General features: G+C 72.0%; 26 protein-coding genes. 10 read left to right on the plus strand and 16 right to left on the minus strand.

Features of this window, described 5'->3' with window-relative positions; translation table 11 throughout:
- Nucleotides 1-3 precede the first annotated feature (3 nt).
- The 8 genes from ACNAVT_RS18980 to ACNAVT_RS19015 all read right to left on the minus strand — a co-directional run bounded on the left by ACNAVT_RS18980 (nt 4) and on the right by ACNAVT_RS19015 (nt 9,415).
- Nucleotides 4-1,467 (minus strand): FGGY-family carbohydrate kinase, encoded by a 1,464-nt coding sequence (locus tag ACNAVT_RS18980; protein ID WP_416298013.1) that lies wholly within the window; start codon nt 1,465-1,467, stop codon nt 4-6.
- Entirely contained in the window at nt 1,467-3,086 is a 1,620-nt protein-coding gene (locus tag ACNAVT_RS18985) for a fucose isomerase (protein ID WP_416298015.1), read from the minus strand. The genes ACNAVT_RS18980 and ACNAVT_RS18985 overlap by 1 nt, the downstream gene beginning before the upstream one ends.
- Entirely contained in the window at nt 3,083-4,093 is a 1,011-nt protein-coding gene (locus ACNAVT_RS18990; protein ID WP_416298017.1) for a ketose-bisphosphate aldolase, read from the minus strand. Before ACNAVT_RS18990 ends, ACNAVT_RS18985 begins: the two co-directional genes overlap by 4 nt.
- A 14-nt stretch (nt 4,094-4,107) precedes the next feature.
- Nucleotides 4,108-4,743 (minus strand): class II aldolase/adducin family protein, encoded by a 636-nt coding sequence (locus ACNAVT_RS18995; protein WP_416298019.1) that lies wholly within the window; start codon nt 4,741-4,743, stop codon nt 4,108-4,110.
- Nucleotides 4,740-6,212, minus strand: a complete 1,473-nt coding sequence (locus ACNAVT_RS19000) for an FGGY-family carbohydrate kinase (RefSeq protein ID WP_416298020.1) — start codon at nt 6,210-6,212, stop codon at nt 4,740-4,742. The genes ACNAVT_RS18995 and ACNAVT_RS19000 overlap by 4 nt, the downstream gene beginning before the upstream one ends.
- Nucleotides 6,209-7,108 (minus strand): carbohydrate ABC transporter permease, encoded by a 900-nt coding sequence (locus ACNAVT_RS19005; RefSeq protein WP_416298022.1) that lies wholly within the window; start codon nt 7,106-7,108, stop codon nt 6,209-6,211. The genes ACNAVT_RS19000 and ACNAVT_RS19005 overlap by 4 nt, the downstream gene beginning before the upstream one ends.
- A complete protein-coding gene (locus ACNAVT_RS19010) occupies nt 7,105-8,016 on the minus strand; it encodes a carbohydrate ABC transporter permease (protein ID WP_416298024.1) in 912 nt (303 codons plus the stop codon). Before ACNAVT_RS19010 ends, ACNAVT_RS19005 begins: the two co-directional genes overlap by 4 nt.
- A gap of 73 nt (nt 8,017-8,089) precedes the next feature.
- Nucleotides 8,090-9,415, minus strand: coding sequence for an ABC transporter substrate-binding protein (locus tag ACNAVT_RS19015; protein WP_416298026.1), 1,326 nt, complete (start codon nt 9,413-9,415; stop codon nt 8,090-8,092).
- A gap of 277 nt (nt 9,416-9,692) precedes the next feature.
- Here ACNAVT_RS19015 and ACNAVT_RS19020 point away from each other — a divergent pair, with 277 nt between their 5' ends.
- Nucleotides 9,693-10,766, plus strand: coding sequence for a LacI family DNA-binding transcriptional regulator (locus tag ACNAVT_RS19020; protein ID WP_416298028.1), 1,074 nt, complete (start codon nt 9,693-9,695; stop codon nt 10,764-10,766).
- A gap of 27 nt (nt 10,767-10,793) precedes the next feature.
- Here the strand turns inward: ACNAVT_RS19020 and ACNAVT_RS19025 are convergent, their stop codons facing one another.
- Complete coding sequence (locus ACNAVT_RS19025; protein ID WP_416298030.1) at nt 10,794-11,606, minus strand: polysaccharide deacetylase family protein; 813 nt, start codon at nt 11,604-11,606, stop codon at nt 10,794-10,796.
- Between the two features lie 351 nt (nt 11,607-11,957).
- Here ACNAVT_RS19025 and ACNAVT_RS19030 point away from each other — a divergent pair, with 351 nt between their 5' ends.
- The 3 genes from ACNAVT_RS19030 to ACNAVT_RS19040 are packed head-to-tail and all read left to right on the plus strand — an operon-like array spanning nt 11,958 to nt 14,375.
- Nucleotides 11,958-12,719 (plus strand): hypothetical protein, encoded by a 762-nt coding sequence (locus ACNAVT_RS19030; protein ID WP_416298032.1) that lies wholly within the window; start codon nt 11,958-11,960, stop codon nt 12,717-12,719.
- 45 nt (nt 12,720-12,764) lie between these two features.
- Nucleotides 12,765-13,082: a hypothetical protein gene (locus ACNAVT_RS19035; protein WP_416298034.1), complete on the plus strand. Its 318-nt coding sequence runs from the start codon at nt 12,765-12,767 to the stop codon at nt 13,080-13,082.
- 51 nt (nt 13,083-13,133) lie between these two features.
- Nucleotides 13,134-14,375 (plus strand): PucR family transcriptional regulator, encoded by a 1,242-nt coding sequence (locus ACNAVT_RS19040; RefSeq protein WP_416298036.1) that lies wholly within the window; start codon nt 13,134-13,136, stop codon nt 14,373-14,375.
- 16 nt (nt 14,376-14,391) lie between these two features.
- Here the strand turns inward: ACNAVT_RS19040 and ACNAVT_RS19045 are convergent, their stop codons facing one another.
- Both ACNAVT_RS19045 and ACNAVT_RS19050 read right to left on the minus strand, forming a co-directional pair.
- Nucleotides 14,392-14,625: a potassium transporter TrkA gene (locus ACNAVT_RS19045; RefSeq protein WP_416298038.1), complete on the minus strand. Its 234-nt coding sequence runs from the start codon at nt 14,623-14,625 to the stop codon at nt 14,392-14,394.
- Between the two features lie 110 nt (nt 14,626-14,735).
- A complete protein-coding gene (locus tag ACNAVT_RS19050; RefSeq protein WP_416298040.1) occupies nt 14,736-14,939 on the minus strand; it encodes a hypothetical protein in 204 nt (67 codons plus the stop codon).
- A 488-nt stretch (nt 14,940-15,427) separates the two neighbouring features.
- Between ACNAVT_RS19050 and ACNAVT_RS19055 the strand changes: the two genes are divergently transcribed.
- Nucleotides 15,428-16,252 (plus strand): rod shape-determining protein, encoded by an 825-nt coding sequence (locus ACNAVT_RS19055; protein WP_416298042.1) that lies wholly within the window; start codon nt 15,428-15,430, stop codon nt 16,250-16,252.
- 59 nt (nt 16,253-16,311) lie between these two features.
- Nucleotides 16,312-16,632, plus strand: coding sequence for a TraR/DksA family transcriptional regulator (locus ACNAVT_RS19060; protein ID WP_416298044.1), 321 nt, complete (start codon nt 16,312-16,314; stop codon nt 16,630-16,632).
- Nucleotides 16,633-16,670: 38 nt separating this feature from the next.
- Here ACNAVT_RS19060 and ACNAVT_RS19065 read toward each other — a convergent pair whose 3' ends face one another.
- The 3 genes from ACNAVT_RS19065 to ACNAVT_RS19075 all read right to left on the minus strand — a co-directional run bounded on the left by ACNAVT_RS19065 (nt 16,671) and on the right by ACNAVT_RS19075 (nt 18,751).
- Nucleotides 16,671-17,621: an alpha/beta hydrolase gene (locus ACNAVT_RS19065; RefSeq protein WP_416298046.1), complete on the minus strand. Its 951-nt coding sequence runs from the start codon at nt 17,619-17,621 to the stop codon at nt 16,671-16,673.
- Between the two features lie 22 nt (nt 17,622-17,643).
- A complete protein-coding gene (locus tag ACNAVT_RS19070) occupies nt 17,644-18,063 on the minus strand; it encodes an NUDIX domain-containing protein (protein ID WP_416298048.1) in 420 nt (139 codons plus the stop codon).
- Nucleotides 18,064-18,187: 124 nt separating this feature from the next.
- Nucleotides 18,188-18,751 (minus strand): 2'-5' RNA ligase family protein, encoded by a 564-nt coding sequence (locus tag ACNAVT_RS19075; protein ID WP_416298050.1) that lies wholly within the window; start codon nt 18,749-18,751, stop codon nt 18,188-18,190.
- 172 nt (nt 18,752-18,923) lie between these two features.
- On the opposite strand from ACNAVT_RS19075, the gene ACNAVT_RS19080 reads away from it, so the two are divergent.
- From ACNAVT_RS19080 to ACNAVT_RS19095, 4 genes are all read left to right on the plus strand, one after another.
- A complete protein-coding gene (locus ACNAVT_RS19080) occupies nt 18,924-19,478 on the plus strand; it encodes a hypothetical protein (RefSeq protein WP_416298052.1) in 555 nt (184 codons plus the stop codon).
- Nucleotides 19,479-19,570: 92 nt separating this feature from the next.
- Nucleotides 19,571-20,251, plus strand: coding sequence for a response regulator (locus tag ACNAVT_RS19085; RefSeq protein WP_416298054.1), 681 nt, complete (start codon nt 19,571-19,573; stop codon nt 20,249-20,251).
- A 6-nt stretch (nt 20,252-20,257) separates the two neighbouring features.
- Nucleotides 20,258-21,655 (plus strand): ATP-binding protein, encoded by a 1,398-nt coding sequence (locus tag ACNAVT_RS19090; RefSeq protein ID WP_416298056.1) that lies wholly within the window; start codon nt 20,258-20,260, stop codon nt 21,653-21,655.
- Nucleotides 21,643-22,542: a Gmad2 immunoglobulin-like domain-containing protein gene (locus ACNAVT_RS19095; RefSeq protein WP_416298058.1), complete on the plus strand. Its 900-nt coding sequence runs from the start codon at nt 21,643-21,645 to the stop codon at nt 22,540-22,542. The genes ACNAVT_RS19090 and ACNAVT_RS19095 overlap by 13 nt, the downstream gene beginning before the upstream one ends.
- On the opposite strand, the gene ACNAVT_RS19100 is transcribed toward ACNAVT_RS19095, so the two are convergent.
- Nucleotides 22,523-23,644: a glycosyltransferase gene (locus tag ACNAVT_RS19100; RefSeq protein ID WP_416298060.1), complete on the minus strand. Its 1,122-nt coding sequence runs from the start codon at nt 23,642-23,644 to the stop codon at nt 22,523-22,525. The two genes, ACNAVT_RS19095 and ACNAVT_RS19100, sit on opposite strands and share 20 nt — an antisense overlap.
- A complete protein-coding gene (locus ACNAVT_RS19105; protein WP_416298062.1) occupies nt 23,644-24,231 on the minus strand; it encodes a TetR/AcrR family transcriptional regulator in 588 nt (195 codons plus the stop codon). Before ACNAVT_RS19105 ends, ACNAVT_RS19100 begins: the two co-directional genes overlap by 1 nt.
- Nucleotides 24,232-24,256: the final 25 nt, after the last annotated feature.

A 24,256-nucleotide genomic window follows, 5' to 3' on the forward strand; every position in this document is an offset into this window, starting at 1 on the left:
GTGTCACGGCCCGGCGAGTCGATGCACGATCGGGGTGGTGGTCTCGTACAGCGCCAGGTAGTCGGCGAAGAGCGCGTCGTACCGGTCACGGTGCCGGGGGTCCGGCTCGATCGAACGCATCAGCGGGTTCCATGCCGCGGTGTCTGATGCCGCCCCGGTCGCGGCTGCGGCCAGCATCGCGTCGCCGTACGCCGCCCCGGTCGTCTCCCGAGGTAGCTCCTGCACCAGGCCGGTCACGTCGCTGACGATCTGCGTCCACAGGTCGCCCGTGGTCCCGCCGCCGACCGGGACGACCCGCGCCGGCGCCGCCCCGGCCTCGCGCATCGCCGCGATGTTGTGCCGCACACCGTAGGCGACCCCCTCCAGGGCCGCCCGGTACAGGTGGCCTCGGCCGTGGCCGAGGGCCAGTCCCGCCACCACGCCCCGTGCCCGAGGGTCGAAGATCGGCGTACGCTCCCCGGCCAGATAGGGCAGCATCAGGAGGCCCTCGCTGCCGGGCGCGACCGCGGCCGCCTCCTTCGTCAGGGTGGTGTAGTCCGCGCCGGTCAGGTCGGCCAGCCAGCCGGTGACCGATCCCGCAGTGGCCATCCCGGCGGCCAGGCAGTTCACCCCCGGACGCAGGCCGACGGTGGGCCACAGCCGGCTGCTGGTCAGCGGCCGGTCGGTCATCGCGACCAGGAACATGGTGCTGCCGTACATCAGCATCAGATCGCCGGGCGCGCGGACCGCGACGCTCTCCGCCTCGGCCCAGGCGTCGATCGTGCCGGCGGTCACCGGCAGACCGGCCGGCAGGCCGGTCTGCCGGGCGGCCTCGGCGGTGACCCGGCCGGCCACCTCGTTCGCCCAGCGCAGCGGAGGACGCCGTACGTGTGGAGCGATCTCGTCCCACCAGGCGGCGTCCCAGTCGCCGGCCCGCTGGTCGTACAGCGGGCTCACCTGGCTCGCCGAGTGGTGGTCGAGCAGATATTCGCCGGTGAGCCGGTGCACGAGGAAGGAGCTCGCCATGAACATCATTCGGGTCCGGGCGAAGACGTCCGGCTCGCGCCGGGCGAGCCAGTAGAGCTTGGGCCCGATCGCCTGGGAGGTGAGGATCGACCCACGCCGCACGATCTCCGCCGCGCCCCACCGGTCGGTGAGCAGGCCGATCTCCTCCTCGGCCCGGGTGTCGATGCCGTAGAGGACGGCGGGCCGCAGCGGCCTGCCGGCGTCGTCGGCGGGCAGCATGCACGGCCCGATGCCGCTGACGCCGAGACCGGCCGGGCGGATACCGGGATCGGCGGTCAGCTCGGCGATCACCCGCCGGAAGTCGTCCCACCAGACCGACTCCGGATCATGCTCGTACCAGCCGGGTCGAGGGCTGCTCAGGCCGTGCGCGACCTGCGCGCGGGCCACGACCCGGCCGTCCGCGGTGACGGCGACGCCCTTGGTGCTCGCGGTGCCGACGTCGACGCCGAGGAAGACGTCCATCAGAGCAGCGGGGCGTTGTCGGATCGGCTGCCGCAGAGGTTGACCCGCATGCCCAGCTGGTGCGCGGTCAGCGCCTTCGCGGCGAGCAGTTCGTCGGCTCCGGCCGCGTCCGTGGCGTAGCTGACCTGGATGTGGTTCGACCGGTGCCGGGCCATGAACTGGTCCCGGGTGACGCCGTGCAGCACGGCGTGCATGATCGGCCACTCCCGGGTGGTCGCGGCCCATCGCCGTTCGGTCTCCGCCGCGGGCAGCTCCACCACGGTGGCCCGGCCGAGGTCCATGTGCAGCTCGCCGCCCTCGACGAAGATCCGCGACCAGACCAGCTCGCCGGGCTTGGCCACGCCCCGCACGGTGCCGCCGCCGAGCCGGAAGTAGAGCGGTGGCTGGCGCATCGAGTCCGTGCCGGCATACCCGCCGATGTGGTGCTCGGGCGGCACCGCGCCGGAGATCTCGAAGACCCAGACGAAGTCGTCCACCGTGCCGCTTGCGTCGTGGTCGCCCCACCGCACGTCGTGCAGGGTGGTCTCCACCGGCTGCCCGAGCGCGCCGGCCAGCCGGGTGGTGAGCAGGGCGTCCAGGCCGGCGCACTCATCGACCTCGTTGAAGTGGGTGATCGGGGCGCCGTCGCGGATGACCGCACCGCTGTCGTCGGTGACCGGCGGACGGTCGGCGTTGTTCAGCAGGCCCTCAGCCAGGTCGGAAGCGGGCAGTACGTCGGCGAGACCGAGCTGGTACTGGATGCCGATGATGTCGCACCGGAACCGGTCCGCGATCCGGGCCGCGGCGGCGTACATCCGCAACTGCAGCAGGACCTGCTCGCGGGTGAGTTCGGTGGCCTCGTCGGTGCCGAAGTGGAAGGTCATGCCCCGGTCGGTCAGCCACCGCAGGGCGGCCACTGCCTCGTCCTCGCTCGCCCGCATGGTCTCGGCGTACAGGGCCGACTGGGACAGTCGCTCCTTGAAGACGTTGAGCGGGAAGAGCAGTTCGTCGGGAATGATCGCGTTGTACATGCCCATGCAGCCCTCGTCGAAGACGCCGAGGATGGCGCCCTCCCGGCGCAGCCGGCCGATCACGTCGTCGGCGACCTGACGGGCCCGCCCGTCCACGGTGGACGCGTCGAACCGCGTGACGTGGCCGAGGTCGTGCTGGATCTTGCCGTCGGCCAGCCACTCGTCGAGGCGCGCGTTGAACCAGTCGTCGGTGAAGGTGCGGCTCCACAGGGTCTCGAACGGCCGCCCGGCCTTGGCCAGCGAGGCGTTGAGGTTGAGCAGGCCGACGAGGCCGGGCCACTCTCCTTCCCAGTTGGCCACGGTGAGGATCGGGCCGCGGTGCCGCAGCAGCCCACCGAGGACCTGCTGGGAGAACATCCACACGCCTTCGGCCATGACCACCGGGGCATCGGGCGGCAACGCGCCGAGCACCGCGAGGCCCTGCGCCTGGCTGGAGATGAAGCCGTGCCCCTCCGGCGTGTCCGCCGGGTGGGCCCGCTCCAGGGTGACGCCCCGCCTCCGGAACGCCTCCGTGACAAGGGCCTCGAACCGCTGCTGGGCGGGCCAGCACAGCTGGTTCGCGGACAGCCGCTGGTCGCCGTTGGCGACGAGATACGCGTGCTCGATCATGATGTCTCCAAGGTGTAGCGACGGGCCATCTCGGCGAGGGGTACGGACTGGTAGTCGTCGGCATGACCGGCCTGCCCGAAGATCCGCATGCGCTCGGCGACCATCCGCTGCATCGCCTCGCGGCCGGAGCGCAGGTAGTACGCCGGATCGACGTTCAGCCGGTCGGTGCCCAGCGCCTGCCGCACCGCCCCGGTGAAGGCCAGGTGCGAGTCCATGCCCTGGTTGATCTTGCGAACGCCCATGGTGATGGACCGGACCTTCTCCGTGTCCGGCACGCCCCACGACTCGGGCAGGCCGGCACCGTACCGGTTGTTCTGCTCCCGCAACTGAGCCGGCAGCGACGACGAGCCGTGCATGACCAGGTGGGTCCGTGGCACCAGGCCGCTGATCTTCTCGATCAGCGTCATCTGCAGCACGGAGCCGTCCGGGGGTGCGTCGAACTTGTAGGCGCCGTGCGAGGTGCCGATCGCCACGGCGAGGGCGTCCACGCCGGTGGCCGCGACGAATTCCCTGGCCTGGTCGGGGTCGGCGAGCACGATCGGCGCGCGGGTTCCGTCGGTCTTGGAGCCGCCGATCGTGCCCAACTCGCCCTCGACCGAGACCCCGCGACGGTGGGCCTCCGCCACCACCTCGGTGGTCACCGCGAGGTTCTCCGTGAAGGAGGACGGAGTGCCGTCGGCGCGGAGGCTGCCGTCGATCATGACGCTGGTGAAGCCGTTGTCCATCGCTCGCCGGCAGGTGGCCGGGTCGGGGCCGTGGTCCAGGTGCAGCACCACGGGCAGCCGCGGGTAGCCGTCGATCAGGTGATGCAGCGCCGACCAGAACCGCTCGTCGCTGCCGTGGGCCGTGACGCCGGCCAGCGAGGCGAGGATGACCGGGGACGAGGTCTCGGCGGCGGCGTCGAGGACCGCCTCGGCCTGCAGCACGTCGCTGACGTTGAACGCGCCGAGGGCGTACCCGCCGCGCCGCGCCTCGTCCAGCGCCTGCCGGAGAGTGACCAGTGGCATGGGAGTGCCCTTCCTCAGAGCGACGTGGTGATGCCGAGCGAGTTGTAGTCCAGGACGATCGGCTTGTCGGTCAACGCCCGGGCGTGCACCAGCACCTTGGCGGCGCTCTCCACCGCGACGGTGGTCTTGAACGCGTCCCGCAGGTTCTCGCCCACGGTGAGCAGCCCGTGGTTGGCCCAGACCACGGCGTTCAGGTCCCCCATCACGTCACACATCGCGTCGCCGAACTCGGTGCGGTTGCTGAGGGCGAACGGCATGATCGGGACATCGCCCTTGGTGTAGATGACCATGTTGACCAGGGCGCCCGTGATCGGCTGGCCGGCCACCCCGAAGACGTTGGCGAAGATCGGCTCGGTGTGCACGATCGCGTTCACGTCCGGCCGCCGGCGGTAGACCGCCAGGTGCACGGTCACCTCGGAGGACGGCTGGTGCGGCCCCTCGACGACGTTGGCGTCGGCGTCCACCACCACCATGTCGTCGGCCGTCATCCGGTCGTACTCAAGGTCGGTCGGAGTGATCAGGAAGCGGTCCGTGCCGGGCAGCCGGACACTGATGTTTCCCTGGGTGTTGAAGTTGAGGCCGTAGCGCATGGACAGCAGGCAGTAGTCCAGCACGTCCTGCTTGGTCTGCTGCAGGTCGAACTCGGTCACCGGGTCTCCTTCGGATCGGAAAAACTACGGTCGTGCGGAATGAGGGTCGGATAGAGGTCACGGAACCGGCGCGACTGCGTGGCGTACCACTGCGCCGTGTCGGGGTCGGCGTGTGCCACCGGCAGGCAGGCCGGTGCGGGCAGCTCAGCGAGCGACGGATAGCGTCCGATGCCGGCGCCGGCCTGCAGGGCCGCACCGCGGGCGGCCGCGTGCCCGGGCACCGGGGTCAGCGCCCGGCCGGCGGCGGATGCGCGGATGGCCAGCGCCCGGGCGCTGCGGGCGCCGCCGCCGACGGCATGCACGGCCTCGATCGTGACGCCCCGCTCCGTGAGCGCGTCGACGATCTTGCGCAACTCGAACGCGGACGACTCGAGGAAGGCGCGGGCCAGCTGCTCCCGGGTGGTCTCGAGGGTGAGCCCGACGACCGCGCCACGGGCCCGCGGGTCGTTGTCGAGCGTCCCGGATCCGGCGAAGTACGGCAGCACCAGCACCTGCGGCGGCTCGGACGACGCCGACTCGAAGAGGGCGTCGCGCTCGGCCGGCCCGGCGACGCCGGCCAGCGTGGCGAACCAGTCCAGCGCCCAACCGCCCGCGGCGGTGCCCGCCAGGGTGAGCCAGCGGCCCTCGCCCATCGGGTACGAGGCCAGGCCGGTGCCGACGAGCCCGGTGGGACGTGCGGGCGATCCCACGGTCAGGCAGTCGCTGGAGCCGAAGGAGAAGACGGCCGCCGAGCCGAACCGGCCACCGCCGCCGAGGAACGACGACGCCTGGTCGTGCGATCCGACCACGAGCGGCAACCCGGCCGGCAGCCCCGTGGCGCGGGCCGCCTCGGCGCTGAGCTTGCCGACCGTGGTGCCCGGTGGGACCACCTCGGGCAGCAGGGCGGCCGGGACGCCCGTGGCGGCGAGCAGCTCGGCCGACCAGACGCCTCGGTCGACGTCGAAGCCGCCGGTACGGGCCGCCATGCTGGTGTCCAGGGCCGGCCGCGCGCCGAGCCGGGCGGCGACGTAGTCGCCCAGGCAGCGATAGCCGCGCACGTCCGGACCGGTCCAGCCGGGAATCTTGTAGACGGAGAACATCGGGTGCGGCGGCTGTCCGGTGATCCGCTGCACCTCGCCGGCGCCCAGCTCCGCGGCCACCCGGTCGGCCAGATCCGCACCCCGCCGATCCATGCTCACCGGGGCCGGGGCGAGAGCGTTGCCCTCGGCGTCGACGGGCAGGACCGCCTCGCCCTGCACGCTGAACGAGATGGCCTCCGGCGGGTCGGCAGCCACCGCGTCGTGGGCGGCGACCTCGGCGAGCAGCGCGATGGCTGCGGCCAGCACCTCGTCGGCGTCGGTCTCCACGATGCCGGGCGCCGGCCGGTGCAGGGTGGTCGTGCGGGCCGCCCCGGCGATCTCGACGCCGGCCGCCGAGACCGCCACCACCCGTACGCCGCTGGTGCCCAGGTCGACACCGAGGAGGCTCATTTGATCGCCCCGGACAGGCCGTTGACCAGGTGGCGCTGTACCAGCAGGAAGACCACCACGATCGGGATCGAGATGAGCACCAGGATCGCGAACAGCGCGCCCGGCTGGCTGAGGAAGGTGCCACGGTAGGCCAGCGGGATCAGGGTCAGTGGCTTGAGCTTGTTGTCCTCGAGGGTGACCAGCGGCAGTAGAAAGTCGTTCCAGGACGACATGGACTGCCAGATCGCCACGACGGCCAGGGCGGGCCGGCTCAGCGGCAGGTAGATCTTCCAGTAGACGGAGAACTTGCTGGCCCCGTCCAGCAGGGCTGCCTCGTACAGCTCATAGGGCACCGCGAGGAACGACGTGCGGATGATGATGACCGCGAACGGCAGGCCCAGCGCGGTGTAGACGAGCACGAGGCCGGCCAGGTTGTTGTACAGGCCCATGGCCTGGAGGATCTTGAAGGTGGCCACCACGATGCTGGACATCGGCAGGATCAGCGCCAGGGTGAGCGCCCCGAAGATCACGGCCTTGAGCGGTACGCGCAGCCGGGCCAGGGCGAACGCGGTCATCGAGCCGAACAGGATGACCAGCAGCACCGACGGGACGGTGATCAGCAGGCTGTTCACCACGTTCCGCAGGATCGGATTGTTCGTCCAGATCTCCACGTAGTTGCCCAGCGACGGCTCCTGCGGGAACAGCCCGAGGGCGGTGGTGCCCGGGTTCGATGTGGGCAGCAGCGACAGGCCGACCACCATGACGATCGGGATCAGCCAGAGCACCGCCAGCGGGGCGAGGACCACGTGCGCCCAGTGCGGACGGCGACGGCGGTGCGGACGCACCGGTGCGGAGTCGGGCCTCGCCTTGTCGACGGGAGTCGCGGAGTTGGCCTTGATACGCGGGTCAGCGGTCATTTCTCGTCTCCGGTGAGGAAGCCCGATCCGAACGCCCGCACCATCGACAGCGAGCTGATCACCGCGATCAGCAGCAGTACCGCGCTGATCGTCGAGGCGTATCCGACGCTCTGCAGCTGGAACGCCTGCTTGAAGGTGTAGGTGGGGAGCATCTCGGAGGCGTGGTTGGGTCCGCCCTCGGTGAGGACGTAGACGAGTTCGAAGGTCTTCAACGAGCCGATGATGCCGAGCAGCAGCAGGGACAGGTGGGTCTGTCGTAGCAGCGGCCAGATGATGCTGCGGATCGTGCGCCAGGTGCCGGCACCGTCGATCTTGGCGGCGGCCAGCACGCTGCTGTCGATGAGTTGCAGACCGGCCAGGTAGAACAGCATCGAGAAGCCGGTCCACATCCACACGTTGACGATGATCGACGCGAAGATGGCGGTTTTCGGGTCGGCCAGGTAGCCGTGCGCCAGGAAGTCGAGCCCGGTGGCCCGGCCCAGCTTCGCGACGACGCCGTTGAACGGGTCGAAGATGCGCTGCCAGACGATGCCCACCACGACCGGCGAGAGCACGGCGGGGATGAAGAAGATCGCCCGGTAGATCGCCCGGCCGCGCAGCTTCTCGTTGAGCAGCATGGCCAGGAAGAATCCGATGAGGGCCTGCGGGATGATCGTGAGCAGGATCCACCAGCCGGAGTTCTTCAGCGTGGTCAGGAAGATCGGGTCCTCGAAGAGCCGGGTGTAGTTGCCGAGGCCGACGAAACTCCCCGGGTTCACCCCGTCCCAGTCGAGGGTGCTGGCCTGGAAGTTGTAGACGATCGGGTAGACGACGAAGATCCCGAACAACACGATGGCCGGCAGCAGGAAGAGGCTTCCGGTAAGCCACTCCCGCGGAGCGGTGCGCTTGTGAACGGTGTGGTCACTCATTGGTCAGCTCCGTGGCCGGATGAGGGTGTGGGCCGCACACCCTCATCCGCCGGGTTCGGGCGGCGTGGGCCGCTCAGCCGTTGACCTTCTGCTGTTCCGCCTGCACCTTCGCGGCGGCCGCCTGGGGCGTCAGCTCGCCGGTGGCGATGCCGGACAGCGCGTCCCCGAGCGCGGTGTCCATCTGCGGGGTCTTCAGGTAGCGGGAGTACTTCACCTGCGGCATCCAGTCCGAGGTCAGGGTCGTCCAGATCTGCTTCTGCTTGTCGCTGGTGAACTTCTCCGGGTTCACACCGGTCACCGCAGGCAGGTCGTTGAACGTGTTGATCAATTTCTGGGCGCCCGCGCCAGCGATCCAGTCGGTGAGCACCTTGCACGCCAGGTCGGGGTTCTTGGTGTTCTTGGAGATGCCGAGCGACACGTCGATGCCACCGACGAGCTGCGACTGGGCGGCGCCGCCCGGGATGGTCGGGAACAGGAACGGCTGGTAGCCGGACATGCCCTCGGACAGCGGCGGCAGCCCGGTCTTGGTCGGGTCGGACTGCTGGATCCACCACGCGCCGAGCGGGATCATCGCCGCGTTGCCCGCCTCGAACTGGTTCGCCCCGGTCGGGTAGGCGTCCAGGCCGATCGCGCCCTTCTGGGCGATGCCCTCGGTGAAGAGCTTGCCCCAGTAGTCGAACGCCTCGACGATCTTGGGGTTGGTCCACGAGTCGGAGCCGTCCTCCGCCTTGTAGACCAGGCCCGGCTCGATGTTGTTGGCGATCTGCAGGAAGACGACGTTGCGCAGCCAACTGTCCTTGGCAGGCAGCATGAACGGTGCGTAGTCCCCGCCCTTGAGCTGGCCGACCGTCGCCTTGAGCTGGTCCCACGTCTGCGGGATCTGGGCGTGCTTCTCGTCGAAGATCTTGGTGTTGGCCCAGAGGTTCACGGTCTGCACGAGCAGCGGCAGCGTGTAGAAGTTCTCGTCGCCCGCCGGGTTGCCCATCCGGGCCTGGTCGATGCCGATCGGATAGAACTTCTTCTGCCAGTCGGCGCCCCACGTCTTCTCGGCGCAGTCCTGCAACGGCATGAGGTTGGCCCGGTACTGCTGGGTGAGTGCGCCGGGCTGGAGCCCGACGATGTCGGGCATCGTGTTGGACGCGGCCCGGGTCTGCAGGTCGACCAGGTACTCGGGGTAGTTGAAGATGGTCGCGTCGATCTGCGCGCCCGGATTCGCCTGCTTGAACGCCGCGATCATCTGCTGGGTGGTCTGGTCGATGGGGCTCCACGACCGGAAGGTCAGGGATTTCGACCCGCCGCTGGTGGACGCGTTGTCACTCGCACCGCCGGCGCATGCGGCGAGCCCGAGGGTGAGTGCTGTCGCCGCAGCAACGGCGCCAAGTTTCCTTTGCCGCTTCACTGTCAGGTCCTTCCACGGGACGGGGCCGGGGGCGGCCCGTGGATGTAGACGATTACATGAGCCATGCCACAGGCACAACCCCCTCTTGTGCTCGTGTTTTGCGGCCAGCCGCAACACCAGCTTCACAGCCCGGCAATCTTCGACGCCCGATTCGCGGACCTCTTGCCTGCTTCATCTGTAATCGATTACATTCCCGCCGTGGCTCATCGACCGCCGCCCGCCCTACGGGTAGCCTGTGTCCACCCCACCCCCGGAACGCCACCGCGAAGGGCTTACCTTGACCACCATTCGTGACGTGGCCCGGCTCGCCGAAGTGTCCACCGCGACGGTGTCGCGCGTCTTCGCCTCCGACACCGCCGTGCGACCGGACACCGCCGACCGCGTCCGCCGCGCCGCCCAGGAACTCGGCTACGTGCCGAATTCCCTGGCCCGGTCGTTGCGCCAGCAGACCTCGGCCACCTGGGCGCTGATCATCGCGGACATCGAGAACCCGTTCCTCACGCAGGTCACCCGCGGCGTGGAGGACGTGGCGCAGTCGGCGGGATACTCGCTGTTGCTGTGCAACACCGACGAGAATCCGGAGAAGGAGGAGGGCTATCTCAGCATCGCCGCGCAGTACCGCGTCTCGGGTGTGCTGATCACGCCGACGTCGCCGACCAGTCGGATCGACCGGCTGCTGTCCCGCGGCCTGCCGGTGATCACCATGGACCGGCCGTTGCGGCAGGACCTGGCAGTGGACACGGTCCTGATCGACTCACGTCGGGCGGCCCGGACGGCGGTCGACCGCATGATCGCGCACGGCCATCGCCGGATCGCCTGCATCACCGGGCCGCAGCGCGTCTTCACCGCCAGTGAACGGGTGCTCGGATACCGGGAGGCGCTGCAGGACGCCGGCCTGCCGATCGACGAAAGCCTGATCCGCTACGCCGACTTCAACGAGCAGGGCGGCCACCTCGCCGCCGACGCCCTGCTGGTCAAGGCGGAGGTCGACGCCATCCTGGTGGCCAACAGCATGATGGCGGTCGGCGTGCTCCGCGTGCTCCGCGATCGACATCTCACCCCCGGCCTGGACGTCGAGGTGGTGGTCTTCGACGACGCGCCGTGGACCGGCCTGCTCACTCCGGCGATCACCGTCATTCACCAGCCCGCGTACGAGCTGGGTCAGACGGCTGGCAAGCTGCTGCTCGATCGGCTCCGGTCGCCGGGCCAGCAGGCCAGAACGGTGATGCTCAACGCCACCCTGCCGGCGGACGGCGAGGTGCCACTGCCCCGCGTGCGGCGGCCCGACCTGGCCACCACCGATCCGGTCACCTCGGCGATCCTGACCCGTCCGCCCCGCCCCGCGCCCTGAGCGTCGTCGCGCCCCGGGGGTCGTACATCAGCGGGGTGCACCCTGCGGTTGCCCGCCCTGTTGCAGAACCGGTGATGGCGCCCTGGTCTGGCCGGTCCCAGGCGCGTCGACGGACAACGCCCCGAGCTGGAAGCGGCTGCGCAGGTCGGGCAGGAGGGCCACGAGGGCGGTGACGGTGTTCTGCCGGTCGCCGCCGCCGTCGTGCAGAAGCACGATGGAGCCAGCGCTGGTGTCCCTTGAGACGATGGCGATGATGGTGTCCGCTGCCGGTTCCTCCCAGTCCCGGGGATCCACCGCCCAGTGCAGGCCGGTCATCCCCAGGTCCTCGGCGACGTCGACAAGTTGTGGGGTCCAGTTCCCGCCCGGCTGCCGGAAGTACTTGATCGGGGCCCGCGGTGCGGCGGCGTGGATGGCCTGGCTGGTACGGAGCAGGTTGCCCTCAATGTCCTGACGTGACTGGCTGCCGAGGCCGAGATCCTCGTTCCAGGTGTGGTTGCACAAGGTGTGACCGTCGGCCACGATGGCCCGCACGAGTTCCGGATACGCCTCGGCGTGCTTGCCCGTGAGGCAGAACGTCGCCTTGACGTGGTACTGGCGCAGCGCCTTGAGGACGAGCGGAGTCCACGTCGGGTCGGGTCCGTCGTTGAAGGTCAGCGCCACCTGCGCCGAGCCGGTGGTCATCTGGACACCGTTGGGCACGGGGGATGCGGACGCGGACGGCGGATGGGCGGGTGACGCGTGCCGCAGCAGGGGCCGGCCGATCAGGTAGGCGCCGCTGAGCAGCACCGCCAGGACCACTGTCAGGACGGCGGTGGCGCGCAGCGCCGAAGACCGGCGCATCAGGCTGTCCTTCGCATGTCTGCCGCCGTGGACATGTCTTTGCTGGTCACTGTGGCCCCTTCTTCAGTCCGACAGGCGCCACGTTAGCCTTAAAACAGCTAAATTCGTGTGTATACCGACATACTTGCCCCGCCGCGCACCACTGCCCAAGCCGGCAGCTACTCGAGAAGTGGCACCCGGATCAGTCGGGCCGAATGATTTTCACCAACTGACGGTGGTGAGGCTGATGGGCGTGAGCTGGCGGACCTGCGGCTCGATCCACTGTGCCGCGGTGACCAGGGTTCCCGCGGTCGAGTAGGGTGACGATCTTCGGCTGCCGCGAGCCGCCGGAGTCCCGGAGGGCGTACGCCCATGACTGATCCCCAACCTGCCCGGTCCCGCCTGGACGCCGCGCTCGACGGCCTGGCCACGACGTTTCACGGCATGACCGCCGCCCAGGACGAGGACAACTGCGAGTGCCACTGGGGCAGCGCAGCGGAACTGGCCCAGCTCAAGACTCCCGGCGGGGACCTGGATCCCGACCTGTTGCGCCGCACCTGGCAGGCACCCGACTGGGCTGATCACGCATCGGTGCTGCGGCGGATCCTCCCCCAGTTCGGCACCGCCCTGGTCAGCGGTCTGGCCGAGGAACTGGCCGGCATGGACCGTGCCGGACGCGCCTTCGCCCGGGGCCGCTGGCAGCGGTGGCCGGCCAACCAGGCCGCGGCCGTGCAGGAGTTCCTGGACGCGTGGTGGGTCGTCACCCTGACCGATCCGGATGCCGTCGTGCCGGCTCACGTGGTGCTGCCAATGCTCGCGGAGGCGTCCGGCAGGCTCGGCCGCTGGCTCGACGTCTGGGCGGAACTGACGGGTCCGGTGCCTGACCGGCGGCTGACCGACGCCGTCGCGGAGTGGGAGTACGACCTGTTGCGGGACTCGCTGCCGTGGAGCACATGGGAGACCGTGGATGACGACGAACTGATGTGTGCCGAGCTGGTTCGATGGCTGATCGGTCACGCGCCGGCGCGGCTGCGATCCCACGGCGCCCCGGAGAAGCTGCTGCACCGGGTCCGGCTGTTGGAACTTACCGGCCCCGCGCGTTGGGACGACCCGCACTGGCCGGATCACGGGTAGGTCCTGACGGGTACGACTGACCCTGACGGCCTGTCCTGGTGGACCGTGACCCGGTCGGTGGTCGTGCCCTGGGCGGCCCTGGCACCGGGCCGCCCACCCCGGCCGCAGCCGGGCGACACCCTGCTGCGGCTCGCCTACGCCCGCCCGGAGCTGCTCCGGCGACGCGGGCTGCGGTGGCGGCTCGACCAGTTTCCCTTCGGTCCGGTCCACCCGTGGTTCCTGAACGACGTCGTCCGCTACCACGCGGACCGGCCGGGGCACCGGGCCGCGATCGGTAGCGAGGCGGGCCGCCGGTGGCGGGCCGCCCTTCGCGCGGACGCCGCTCGCGTCGCACCGCCGCCCGGGCCCGCCTCGATAGGCTGACCGGGACCGGATCGGCAGTGAGCGCCGGCCATGTTCCAAAGGAGCCGACGGATGACCGGTGGTGCGCGCTCCGGCCGTGGTCCCACGGGCGGGCCGGCGCGGGACGCGTGCCTGGCGGCGATCGCCCGGGCCGCCAGCGCCGACGCGGGTGGGGTCCCCGTGGACCTGCTCGGCGACTACCTGTGGCTGCTCGCCGAGGCGGCGGTGACCGGGCGCCGGCCCCGCCGCGGCGAGCTCGACGCCGTGGGCGTGCTGGGACGGCGCGCCGCCGAGCAGGGCGTGTCGGCGGGCCGGGCGGTCCGGCTGTACCTGTCGGCGGCACGGCGACTGTGGCAGCAGATGCCGCAGTTGACGAGCTCCACCGACAGCGAGGTGGTCCGCGCGGCGGCCGAGGCCGTGCTGCACGTCGTCGACAGCGCGGTGGCCACCCTCGCCGACGGCTACGCCGTGGCCCGCCGGGAGCTGGTCCGGCGCGAGGAGACGCTGCGCCGGGAACTCGTCGACGACCTGCTGCGCGGCGACTCCGACCTGGGTGGCCTGGTGGAGCGCGCCGAGCCGTTCGGCCTGGACCTGGCCCGCGTGCATCAGGTCGCGCTGGCCGCACCACGCCGGCGCCTTCCGGACACCGACGCCGCGATCAGCGCCCTGGAAGGCGTCATCTTCGACCGCCTCGGTGACCGCGACGTGCTGGTGGCCACGAAGGAAGGGCTGCTCGTGGTGATCGCCCCCGCCGACGCGGTGGCGCCCGACCGGGCTGTGCCCGGGCGAGAGTCGGTCAACGAACTCGGGCGGCTGATGCACTCCGAACTCGACCGCCTGCCGCGGGGCGGCCCGTGGCAGGTGGCGGTCGGCCGCCCGCACCCCGGCCTGTACGGCATCGCCCGCTCCTACGAGGAGGCCCGTGAGGCGCTGATGACGGCGCAGCGCCTGAACGCGGACACGTCCGTCATCGACGCCCGTGACCTGCTCGTCTACCGCGTCCTGCTGCGGGACCAACCGGCCATCGTCGATCTCGTCCAGGCGGCGCTCAGCCCGCTGCGCCACAGCCGCGGTGGTGCCCAGCCGTTGCTGGACACCCTCGACGCGTACTTCGCCGTCGGCGGTGTCGCCACCGAGGCCGCCCGCCGGTTGCACGTGTCCGTCCGCACGGTCACCTACCGGCTCGACCGGATCAGGGCGCTCAGCGGCTACGACCCGAACGACCCGCGCGACCGGTTCACCCTGCAGGCCGCCGTGTACGGCGCGAGAGCGTTGGACTGGCCGCGCCAGCCGCTGCCCGGTCCCACGTCGTAGCGGGGCGGCCTGAGCGTCAGTATCGGTCGACGGGGACCACGTCGATCAGGCCCAACAGGCCGGCCAGCGCGGCCGCCTCGGACCGGGTGAGGCGGAGGCCGCAGGTCTTGTCCGGATCGTCCGGGTCTTCGTAGATGACGTCCCGGCGGTCCACCCCGCGGTACTCCACCACGCCGACCCGGTGGCCCTGCGCGGTCGTGAAGGTGCGCCGCACCCCGATGCCCGGCAGCGGCGTGTGTTCGATTCTCATTTCGTGCTCCGTACTGGAAAGGCTGGTGAGGGGGCCACGGGCCGCAACCCCGGCCAGCGGCTCGGGGGCGCGACGCGGGACCGGGGTGGTGAAGACGTTCGGCCGGCGCCTCAGGCGACGACCGGACCGCCCGGCGGCGCCCGGTCGGCCGACCAGGCCGGAACGCATCCCGGGATGGCCCTCGCCAGCCTGACCACCATGCACGGCCCCAGCGGGCGGCAGGCGTGCCGGCCCGCGGTGAGCACGGCGACCACGACGAGCATCGCCAGCGCTCTGCGCGAGGCGACGTCGGATCGGTGCCGGGGGCGTGACATGCGGCCCACCATAGCTGTACGGCCGGCGCCCCGCGCCCCTCGCCGTCACCGACTGCGCGGCCGGCCCGGACGTGCGCCACCCGAGCGCGACAAGTCGCCGGTGGCCGGCAACGAAGCCGCCGGAAGTTGGCCGGCCACAGGCCATGTCGGTCCGTCGCTTCGGACCGACGCTGGAGGTCCGACAGGTTCCTGACCGGCGAGGAGGTGGGTGATGACGACCAGCGAGGTGGCTCTGCCACCGGTGCCAGCCGCTCGCCGCGGCCTCCCGGTCGGCAGCCGCGATGCCACCGCGATGACCTGGCGCCGCCGGCGGGCGCTTCGGCCACCGTCCCGCCGGCCGACGCCGATCGGAGTGCTGCGGCAAGCTCAGCCGCTGACCGCGGCCGGCTGACCGCGGCCCGTCAGGCCACCCCGCTACCGCCAGTTCCCACGCCACCCCGAGCCGGGGCGGCGGCATCGTCATATCCACCGTGGAAGAAGAGGTCGGCATGCCCGTCGCCCAGGTCCCCACCGGTCGCCCACCGGAAACCGCCGGCACCGTCGCCGCGCGCGCCAGCACCGGCGGAGCGCCCGCCACCCGGCCCAGCCCGATCGCCGTGGACCTCGGAAGTGGGCAGCTGCGGATCCGGCTGGGCAGCCACGAGCCGCTCAGCACCCTGGCGACGGACCGGTCGGCGCGGCGGCATCCGCTGCTGCGGCGGGGCCGGATCATCGACGGCCCCGGCTGTGCGACCGCATTGGGTCAGCTGCTGCGACAGCACCATGTCAAGGTGCCGGCCCGGCCGCTGGTCATCGTGTGCCGTCCGTTGCTGGCGACGGACACCGACCAGGACACCACCCGACGAGTCCTCGACGCCGTCTTCGCGCCCACGCGACTGCTGTTCATCGACACCGTCCGGGCCGCCGCCATCGGCGCCGGAGCCGGCGCCGGCACCCTGCTGGTCACCGACGTCGGCGCCCAGCTCACCGAGGTGGCTGTCCTGCGGGACAGCCAGGTCATCGCCGGCCGGCGCGCGAACCTCGGCACCGACGACCTGGCCCACGGTGCCACCGTCGGGATGCTCGCCGACACGATCGCCCGCCTGGTGCGGAAGCTGACCCAGGGACCCGGCGCGGTGCCGGCGGCCGCCACCGCCCTGGCCCGAGGGATGGTCCTGGTCGGGAACGGCGCCACCCGACCCGACCTGAGGGATCGCCTCGCCGCCGCGACCGGGATCCCGGTGCACCGCGCCTCGGGACCCCGCACCGCCGCGCTGACCGGTGCGAGCCTGGCCGCCGCGGCTGCGGCCCGCCACCCGGCCGCCGACAACTGAGCCGAGCCCAGCCACCGCACCGGTCCCGCACCGGCGCGCTTACGGAAGGTACCCGCGCCATGGCCGACACGCTGCACAGCCGCACCGACGCGCTGCGCGACATCCTCGAACGGCAGTACCAGACGCACACCGGTCAGCTCCTCGAACTCACCGCGGACAGCCGGCGGCCCGACCACGGTGGCCACGACCCGGACACGTTGCGGGCGCTCATGGAGACCGCACGCCAGGGCATCGCGGACACCGCGGGGGCGCTGCGTCGCATTTCCGAGGGCACCTACGGCCGCTGCGAGAGCTGTGGCGGCGAGATCCCGGTCGCCCGGCTGGAGATCCTCCCGTCGGCCCGTCACTGCGTCCCCTGCCAGGCGCGGAAGCGAGCGTAGCTCGCCTCCGCCCACCGCGGCGTGGCCGAGGGCCAGGGTCAGTCCGCCAGGGCCGCGCTGATCGCGCGTACCTGATCGGGCGCGACCGACCGCCAGAAGTCGTTGTCGTGGCAGCCGGTGCTGATCTGCACGACGTCCGGGTCGGGCAGCCGGTCGCGCAGGGTGCGGACCGCCCGGGTGAAGGGGTCGGCAGCGCCGATGGCGATCCGCACCGGCAGGCCGGCGAACTCCCGGGCCCGGGCGGTGACGTCGTGGCGGGCCCACTCCTCCGGGCTGTCGAAGGCTCCCGCGTTGACCCGCTTCGCGTCGGCGTACGAGCGGAAGATCGCCGGCGAGTTGGCGACCACGGCCCGGAACCGGGCGGGGTGGGTCAGCGCGGCGACCAGGGCGCCGTAGCCGCCCATCGACCAGCCGGCCACCGCGACCCGGTCGGCCCGTAGTCCTCGGTCGGCGAGCAGCGGCAGGAACTCGTCGACGAGCATGCCGAGCGGGTCGTCGCCGGCGTGCGGATGCCAGTAGCCGTTCCCGCCGTCCGGGGCGGCGAGGGCGAACGGGGCCACGCCGTGCGGCAGCCCGTCCGACGACTCCAGCTCGGCGCGTCTGACGCCGCGCCGCGACCTGGAGCCGTCGCCGGCCAGGAACTCCGGGTACCCGGCGGCGGTGACGGCGGTGACGGCGTCCGCCGCGTACCCGTGCAGGGCCAGGCAGACGGGCAGCCGCGCGCCCGGGGCGTGGCCGGGCGGGTAGGAGATGGCGAAGCCGACCTGCCGGCGGCGCGCCGCGGAGTGGAAGCTGCCGGTGACCGGCGGCGGCGCGGGAGCGCGCGGCGCGTCCGGCGGGCGGGCGTCGCAGCGGCCCAGCCGGTGGTTCAGCACCGACCGGCCGGGCAGCACCTCGGCGTCGACCAGGGCGACACCGCCCGCGCCGAGCCCGGCAACGCCGGCGGCGATGCCGAGGGACTGGAGGAGTCGACGTCGGGTGACCGGCATGCGGCCACCCTAGACGTCGCGGTCAGGTCAGCGGGTCCGGCAGCATCGCCAGGGTGGGCACGAGCTGCGAGTGCAGCGGCGTGGGCAGCGCGTCGCGGGTGTACCAGCCGAGGCGGTCGAACTTGTGCGGCTCGCCGATGGCGACCGCGGCCGGGTCGACGAGGACGGCGAAGACCACCGCCACCCAGTGCGACGGCGGCTCGTCGCGCAGCACGTTGCGGACCCCGAGCAGGGTGATCGCCAGCGGCGGCGTCGCGTACTCCTCGCGGACCTCGCGGCTGACGGCCGCCTCGAAGGTTTCGCCGAACTCCAGCGCACCGGCGCCGGTGTCCCAGGTGCCGGGCTCGTCGCGGGCGCCGGCGCCGCGCCGGGCCAGCAGCAGCCGGCCGGCACCGTCGTGGCAGACGAAGACGCAGGACACCGAAGGGGTACGCGCGGACATCCGCTCATTCTGCGTGACCCGTCTCCTCGGCCGGCCCGGCCCCTCGAGTAACGCCTCGCCGGAGCTGGTCCGGCCCGACCGTCACCCGCCGCCTGCGCGCCCCGAGGTCCGGCCTCGCTGTCGTTCACCGGGGAGCAAGAGCGAACCGGACCCGAGTCACCCACTGGCTGCCGTCGAAGGCGAGAAGGCGGGCTTCCGTAGCCGCCGCCTCCACCGGCAACCGGGCGGCGACATCGTCTTCAATCAGCGCGAAGGTGGTCTCATCGGTGCCTTCGGCCACGGTCAGGTGCGGAACAACCAGGTCATGAACGCCGCCGTACGGGGGAGCCTCCGGCCACTGCTCCACAATGCCGGCGGTGAGACTCCGGAACGTGTCTGCTGGGTCCGGATCCAGGTACAGGACGTCCGGAAACCTGCCGCAGCGAGGAAAAGTCACCTTGAACGCCGGCTGCCGAGCGAACAGCGAGCGAAGCTGCTCCACCACCGACCCGTCGATCCGGCTGAGCTCCAGGAACGGGTACAGAAGGGTGACGTGCGCCGGCACCCCCAGCGGGGCCGACCGGTCGTAGCGCCGCCGCCATCGATCCACCACCGGTTCGGCTTCCGGCACCGCGACGACGATCGCGGTCTGCCCGGCTTCAAACGGCATGCGCCGAGTATGCCGGCCTTCCCCGCGACGGCGGCACACGATTTCTGCGCCAGTGCCGGCGAGGAGATGCCGAGCGACGCCGCGAGGAGACCACTGTTACCCGGCGGTTACCCGGCTGCGAAGCCACTGTGGCGCGGCGGGTCGACGGTCGAGCCACGGGACCACCGGAGACGGTCCGGTGATCGCCCCGAGCATCGACAGGAGGACAGCGATGAGATTCAGGAGAGCACTGGTGGCGTTGGTCGTCGTGCTCGGCGGGCTGGTCGCCGGCGCGGGGGGCGCCACGGCAGCCGCGCCGTACTGCGGGATCACCTGGGGCAGCACGGCCAAGGCGGCCGGCTCGCTCAGCACCGCCCCGCTGGTCGAGGTCCGCACCGGGCGGCACGACTGCTGGGACCGGGTGGTCTTCGAGTTCAACGGCCCGGCGAACGGCTGGTCCGTCGCGTACGGGCAGACCTACACCGAGGGGCAGGGGCTGGCGCTGTCCCCGTACACCGCCGGGGGCGCGCTGCTGCGGGTGTCGCTGCGGGCGCCCGCGTACGACGCCGGCCACGCCGCCACCGTGCCGTACCGCACCGGTGAGCACGCCGCGAACGCGCTGGGCTACCGGACGCTGCGGGACGTGGTCTTCGGCGGCAGCTTCGAGGGCTACACCACCTTCGCCGTGGGCGTCCGCGCCCAGCTGCCGTTCCGGGTCTTCGTGCTCAGCGGCCCGGGTACGCACAGCCGGATCGTCCTCGACGTGGCCCACCAGTGGCAGCGGTGACCCGTTCGGCGGTGATGGGGGCTGACCGGTCCCCCATCACCGACCGTTACGACAGCGACCGCGGCATCGCGCCGGGCTACCGTAAAGGCATCATGGAGGGCCGTGTGCTGGTCGTCGAGGACGATGCCTCCATCAGGGAGGTCACCGCCCTCGGTCTGCGGCGGTCCGGGTTCCGGGTGGACACCGCCGTGGACGGCCCGGCGGCCCTCGCCGCGTGGCGGGCCCGGCCGGTCGACCTGATCGTGCTCGACGTGATGCTGCCCGGCCTCGACGGGTTCGAGGTCTGCCGGGAGATCCGGCGGACCAGCCAGGTGCCGATCCTGATGCTCACCGCCCGCACCGACACCATCGACGTCGTCGTCGGGCTGGAGTGCGGGGCCGACGACTACCTGCGCAAACCGTTCGACCTGCCGGAGCTGGTCGCCCGGGTCCGCGCGGTGCTGCGCCGTGCGGTGGCCCCGGTCACCGAGACCGTCGTGACGGCCGGGCCGCTGGACATCGACCCGGTACGGTTCGTGGTCCGTAAGGCGGGCCGGGAGCTGACCCTCACCGCGACCGAGTTCCGGCTGCTGCTGGAGCTGGCCCGCCGACCCGGGCAGGTGTTCACCCGCGAACTGCTGCTCGACCGGGTCTGGGGGTACACCTACCTCGGTGACTCCCGGCTGGTCGACGTGGCCGTGCAACGGCTGCGCGCCAAGGTGGAGGACGATCCCGGCGCGCCGACGCTGATCAGAACGGTCCGCGGCGCGGGCTACAAGCTGTCGACGGGGTGAGGTGCGATGGTCGCGGGCACGGTCGCGCCCGGGCGCCTGCGGCGCCGGCTCGTCATCGCGTTCGTACTCGTCGCCGGGGTCTCCGCCGGCGCGCTCGCCGGTGGGTCGTACCTGATGCTGCGGCAGGCCCGATTCGACGGCTCGCTGCAACGCGCGGCGGCCGACGCCCGCTACCAGCTCGTGCTCGCCGCGCAGTTCCTGCCGCTGACCGACGCCCGCCGGGCCGACCTGCTGGCCAGCTTCGAGCAGAACGGACGGCACGTGCTGCTGGTCGCCGGCGGCGCCCAGGCGTCGAACCCCCGGTACGCGCCCACGCCCGGCCCGGCCCTGCGGGACGCGGTCGCCGCCGGGCAGCTCGGCTTCCAGCGCTCCCCCGACGGCGCCCGGCCGCACCTGCTGGTGGTCGGCGGGCGGATCCCCGGCTCCACCGCCGAGCTGTACGTGGTGACCGTGGAGGACGATCTCGTCGACGGCCTGAGTCAGCTCCGCACTGCCCTGGCCGTGGGCTGGGCCGTAGTGGTGCTGCTCGCCGCCGGGGTGGGCAACACCCTCGCCCGGCGGACCCTGGAACCCGTGGGTCGGGCCAGCCGGGCGGCCCGGGCCGTCGCCGAGGGGCTGCTGGACACCCGGCTGCCGGTACGCGGCCGGGACGAGTTCAGTGTGTGGGCCGCGTCGTTCAATGAGATGGCCGAGGCGCTGGAGACGAAGATCGAGGCGCTGTCCCGGGCCCAGGCCCGGGAGCGGCGGTTCACCGCCGACGTGGCGCACGAACTGCGTACGCCGGTCACCGCCCTGGTGGCGGCGGCGTCGCTGCTCGCCGACCAGCTGAACGCGCTCCCCGCCGACGCCCGCCGGGCCGCCGAGCTCCTCGTCACCGACGTGGTCCGGCTGCGCCGGCTCGTCGAGGAGCTGATGGAGATCTCCCGCCTGGACGCCGGTCGGGAGGCCGTGTCGATCCGGCCGGTGGACGTCGTCGCGCTGCTGCGGGGGATCGTCGACGCGCGCGGTTGGGCCGACCGGGTGACCGTGGTCGGGGAGGCACCGGCGACCGGCACCGACCCGCGCCGCCTGGAACGGGTGCTGGCCAACCTGGTGTCCAACGCGGTCGAGCACGGCGGTGGCGACATCCGGGCCGAGGTGCGGCACACGGGCGGCTCGATCCTCGTCGAGGTCGTCGACCACGGGCCGGGCATCCCCGCCGAGCACCTGCCGCACCTGTTCGACCGCTTCTACAAGGTCGACCCGTCCCGCGCCGGCCCCGGCAGCGGCCTCGGCCTGGCCATCGCGCTGGAGAACACCCGGCTGCTCGGCGGGCAGCTGGACGTGAGCAGTGAGGTCGGCCGGGGCACCCGGCTCCGCCTCGAACTGCCCGACGACGACGGAGGTGTCGGATGCGACGCCTGATCGCGCCACTCACGGCGCTGCTCCTGCTCACCACCGGCTGCGCGCCGGCCCGCACCGGCACCCTCGGCCCGGCCCCGGCCGGGGCTTCCCGGTCCGCCGGCGCCACCCCGCCGGGCACGGGACCCGGCACCCCCGCCACCGTCCCCCCGGCCACCCCGTCGGCGTCCGCCGCCACGACCGACCCGAGCAGCGCCGAGGAGCCGAGCCGGGACGGGACGATCACCCTGCAGCTCTGGTTCGCCCGAGGCGGTCGGCTCGTGCCGGCCCGGCGTACGCTGCCCGCCACCCTGGCCACCTCCCGGCTGGCGCTCACCGAACTGGCCGCCGGCCCGTCCGTCGCCGAGACGGCCACCGGCATGACCACCCTGGTCCCGCCCGGCGCACAGGTCAGCCGCATCGCCGGCGGGGTGGCCACGCTCGCCCCGCCCGCCGGCTTCGACGGCGGCGGCGCGGCGAACGCCCGACTCCGCCGGGCCCAGGTGGTCTGGACACTGACCCAGTTCCCCACCGTGCGCCGGGTGGCCTTCTCCGCGAACGACACCGCGCCGTCCGGGCGCGACGACTACGCCGACCTGCTGCCGCCGATCGTGGTGACCGCCCCGGCGATCGGTGACCGGGTCACCAGCCCGGTGACGGTGACCGGGACCGCCGACGTCTTCGAGGCGACGGTGAGCGTCCGGGTCCTGGACGCCGCCGGTCGGGAGGTCGGCACCGCGTTCACCGTCGCCCGGTGTGGCTCCGGCTGTCGAGGCGACTACCGGGTGCGGGTCGGCTACCGGCTGGACCGCGCCGGACCGGGCACCATCGAGGTGTACGAGGTGTCGGCCCGGGACGGCTCCCGGATCAACGTCGTGACCGTTCCCGTCGTCATGACCGCGGGCGGGTAGCGACGGTCATCTTCTCGATCAGGTCGGCGGCGACGGTCGCGCCGTCGGCCGAGCGGATCTGTCTGCCGAGTCGGGCGGCGGCATCGCGGTGCGGACCGTCGCCGAGCATGTGTTCGATCGCGGCTCGGATGTCGCTGGCCGAGGCGGACTTGCGCAGCACGGTGGCGGCGCCCTGACGGGCGACGGCGCTGGCCACCGCGGGCTGGTCACCCAGCGCGGTCATGGGGATGAGGACCATCGGCAGGTCGTGCGCCAGCGCCTGAACGGTGGTGCTGTGACCGGCGTGCCCCACCACCAGACTCACGGTCGGCATGATCTGTGCGTGCGGCAGGAACTGGTGCACCTCGACGTTGGCCGGTGGCCGGATCGCGTCGGCCGCGACGCCGTGACCGACGGTCAGCACCGCCTGCACGGGCAGGTCGGCGACCGCCTCCATTATCGACTGCAACACCGCGGCCTGGCCCACGTAGTAGATCGAGCTGAGGCTGATCAGGATCCGGGGCTGCCGTTGCGCGTACGGCGTCGGGGTGGGCGCACCGACGGGCCACACCGGGCCGGTGACCCGCACGTTCTCGGGCAGGGCGGCGGTCTCGTCCAGGTCCGGGGCAGTGGCCACCAGGCTCAGATCGCTGCCGCGCCACAGCCGTGCCGGCGGCATGCCTTTGGCCCGCGCGACCATGCCGATCGGCCCCCGGGCCCAGGCACCGTGCAGGTAGCGGTGCAGGGTGTGCATGAGCGTCACCTGCTGGACCGGGAGATCTTGAGCGGCCTTGATGCCCGCCAGCAGCATGCAGTCGACCACCGCGATGTCGGCGGGCTCGCGGCGCAGGGACTCGGCCACATCCACGCCCACGGCCGTCTCGGTGAACAGTCTCAGATATTTCACGGCCCACTGCGGGCTGTTGGTACGCGTGACCGGCGACCAGGCGCGGGCGTGCCGGTACGGCTCGAACCGCAACCCGGCCGCCTCCACCGCCTGGCGTTGCCCCGGGTGGCCGAGCATGCGAACGGCGTGCCCGCGACGCTGAAGCTCGGCGGCGACACCGAGTGCCGGCGGCACGTTGCCGCCTCCGTCCCAGGTGACGAACAGCGATGACGTCATCATGACTCTCCAAGGATCGCTGTGATGAGTTGCCGGACCCTGGCTTCGGCCTGCTCTCTGGGCATCCGGCGGTCTCGGGTGAGAAGCTTCCACGTGTACAGGTCCGTCGCGATGACCAGCAGATCGGTGACTGCTTCGCGGGCGTCGGGCGACCGGGCGGCGAGCATCGGCGCGAAGGCCTGTGAAACCCAGTCACGATGCAGTTCGCGCCCCTGCTCGGTGACCGCGTAGACCTTCGGATCGTGCGCCTCGCGGGCGAGGAAGCGCAGCATCAGCTCGCCCCAGCGCTCGTAGTGGTCGAAGAGATTCCGTACGGCGGCGTCGACGTCGCCGACCGGGATGCGCCGCTCCGCCGTGACCTGCTCCACGGCCTGCGCCGCGGCCGCCTCGAACAGGCCGTCCCGGCTGCCGAAGTGCCGCAGCACCGTCTGCACGCTCACCGCCGCGGACTCGGCGACATCGGTGAGCACGATCTCGACCGATACCTGCCGCCGGACCAGTTCCACCGTGGCGTCGAGGATGCGCTGCCTGGTGTGCGCCGCCGAAGCCGCCCGCGCCGTCTGCACGTAGACCCTCTTGGCGTTCACGCATGTCAGTGAACACCGCCACGGA

This window comes from Micromonospora sp. SL4-19, assembly GCF_047921475.1.
Taxonomy (GTDB): Bacteria; Actinomycetota; Actinomycetes; order Mycobacteriales; family Micromonosporaceae; genus Micromonospora.

What these genes read in the sequence shown, in the direction of transcription:
- ACNAVT_RS19025 (WP_416298030.1), bottom strand. Translation starts at nt 11,606, where the DNA reads ATGCGCCGGTCTTCGGCGCTGCGCGCCACCGCCGTCCTGACAGTGGTC.
- ACNAVT_RS18990 (WP_416298017.1), bottom strand. Translation starts at nt 4,093, where the DNA reads ATGCCACTGGTCACTCTCCGGCAGGCGCTGGACGAGGCGCGGCGCGGC.
- ACNAVT_RS18980 (WP_416298013.1), bottom strand. Translation starts at nt 1,467, where the DNA reads ATGGACGTCTTCCTCGGCGTCGACGTCGGCACCGCGAGCACCAAGGGC.
- ACNAVT_RS19040 (WP_416298036.1), top strand. Translation starts at nt 13,134, where the DNA reads ATGACCGGTGGTGCGCGCTCCGGCCGTGGTCCCACGGGCGGGCCGGCG.
- ACNAVT_RS19070 (WP_416298048.1), bottom strand. Translation starts at nt 18,063, where the DNA reads ATGTCCGCGCGTACCCCTTCGGTGTCCTGCGTCTTCGTCTGCCACGAC.
- ACNAVT_RS19045 (WP_416298038.1), bottom strand. Translation starts at nt 14,625, where the DNA reads ATGAGAATCGAACACACGCCGCTGCCGGGCATCGGGGTGCGGCGCACC.
- ACNAVT_RS19100 (WP_416298060.1), bottom strand. Translation starts at nt 23,644, where the DNA reads ATGACGTCATCGCTGTTCGTCACCTGGGACGGAGGCGGCAACGTGCCG.
- ACNAVT_RS19030 (WP_416298032.1), top strand. Translation starts at nt 11,958, where the DNA reads ATGACTGATCCCCAACCTGCCCGGTCCCGCCTGGACGCCGCGCTCGAC.
- ACNAVT_RS19085 (WP_416298054.1), top strand. Translation starts at nt 19,571, where the DNA reads ATGGAGGGCCGTGTGCTGGTCGTCGAGGACGATGCCTCCATCAGGGAG.
- ACNAVT_RS19000 (WP_416298020.1), bottom strand. Translation starts at nt 6,212, where the DNA reads ATGAGCCTCCTCGGTGTCGACCTGGGCACCAGCGGCGTACGGGTGGTG.
- ACNAVT_RS18985 (WP_416298015.1), bottom strand. Translation starts at nt 3,086, where the DNA reads ATGATCGAGCACGCGTATCTCGTCGCCAACGGCGACCAGCGGCTGTCC.
- ACNAVT_RS19060 (WP_416298044.1), top strand. Translation starts at nt 16,312, where the DNA reads ATGGCCGACACGCTGCACAGCCGCACCGACGCGCTGCGCGACATCCTC.
- ACNAVT_RS19010 (WP_416298024.1), bottom strand. Translation starts at nt 8,016, where the DNA reads ATGAGTGACCACACCGTTCACAAGCGCACCGCTCCGCGGGAGTGGCTT.
- ACNAVT_RS19095 (WP_416298058.1), top strand. Translation starts at nt 21,643, where the DNA reads ATGCGACGCCTGATCGCGCCACTCACGGCGCTGCTCCTGCTCACCACC.
- ACNAVT_RS19090 (WP_416298056.1), top strand. Translation starts at nt 20,258, where the DNA reads ATGGTCGCGGGCACGGTCGCGCCCGGGCGCCTGCGGCGCCGGCTCGTC.
- ACNAVT_RS19055 (WP_416298042.1), top strand. Translation starts at nt 15,428, where the DNA reads ATGCCCGTCGCCCAGGTCCCCACCGGTCGCCCACCGGAAACCGCCGGC.
- ACNAVT_RS19005 (WP_416298022.1), bottom strand. Translation starts at nt 7,108, where the DNA reads ATGACCGCTGACCCGCGTATCAAGGCCAACTCCGCGACTCCCGTCGAC.
- ACNAVT_RS19065 (WP_416298046.1), bottom strand. Translation starts at nt 17,621, where the DNA reads ATGCCGGTCACCCGACGTCGACTCCTCCAGTCCCTCGGCATCGCCGCC.
- ACNAVT_RS19080 (WP_416298052.1), top strand. Translation starts at nt 18,924, where the DNA reads ATGAGATTCAGGAGAGCACTGGTGGCGTTGGTCGTCGTGCTCGGCGGG.
- ACNAVT_RS19050 (WP_416298040.1), bottom strand. Translation starts at nt 14,939, where the DNA reads ATGTCACGCCCCCGGCACCGATCCGACGTCGCCTCGCGCAGAGCGCTG.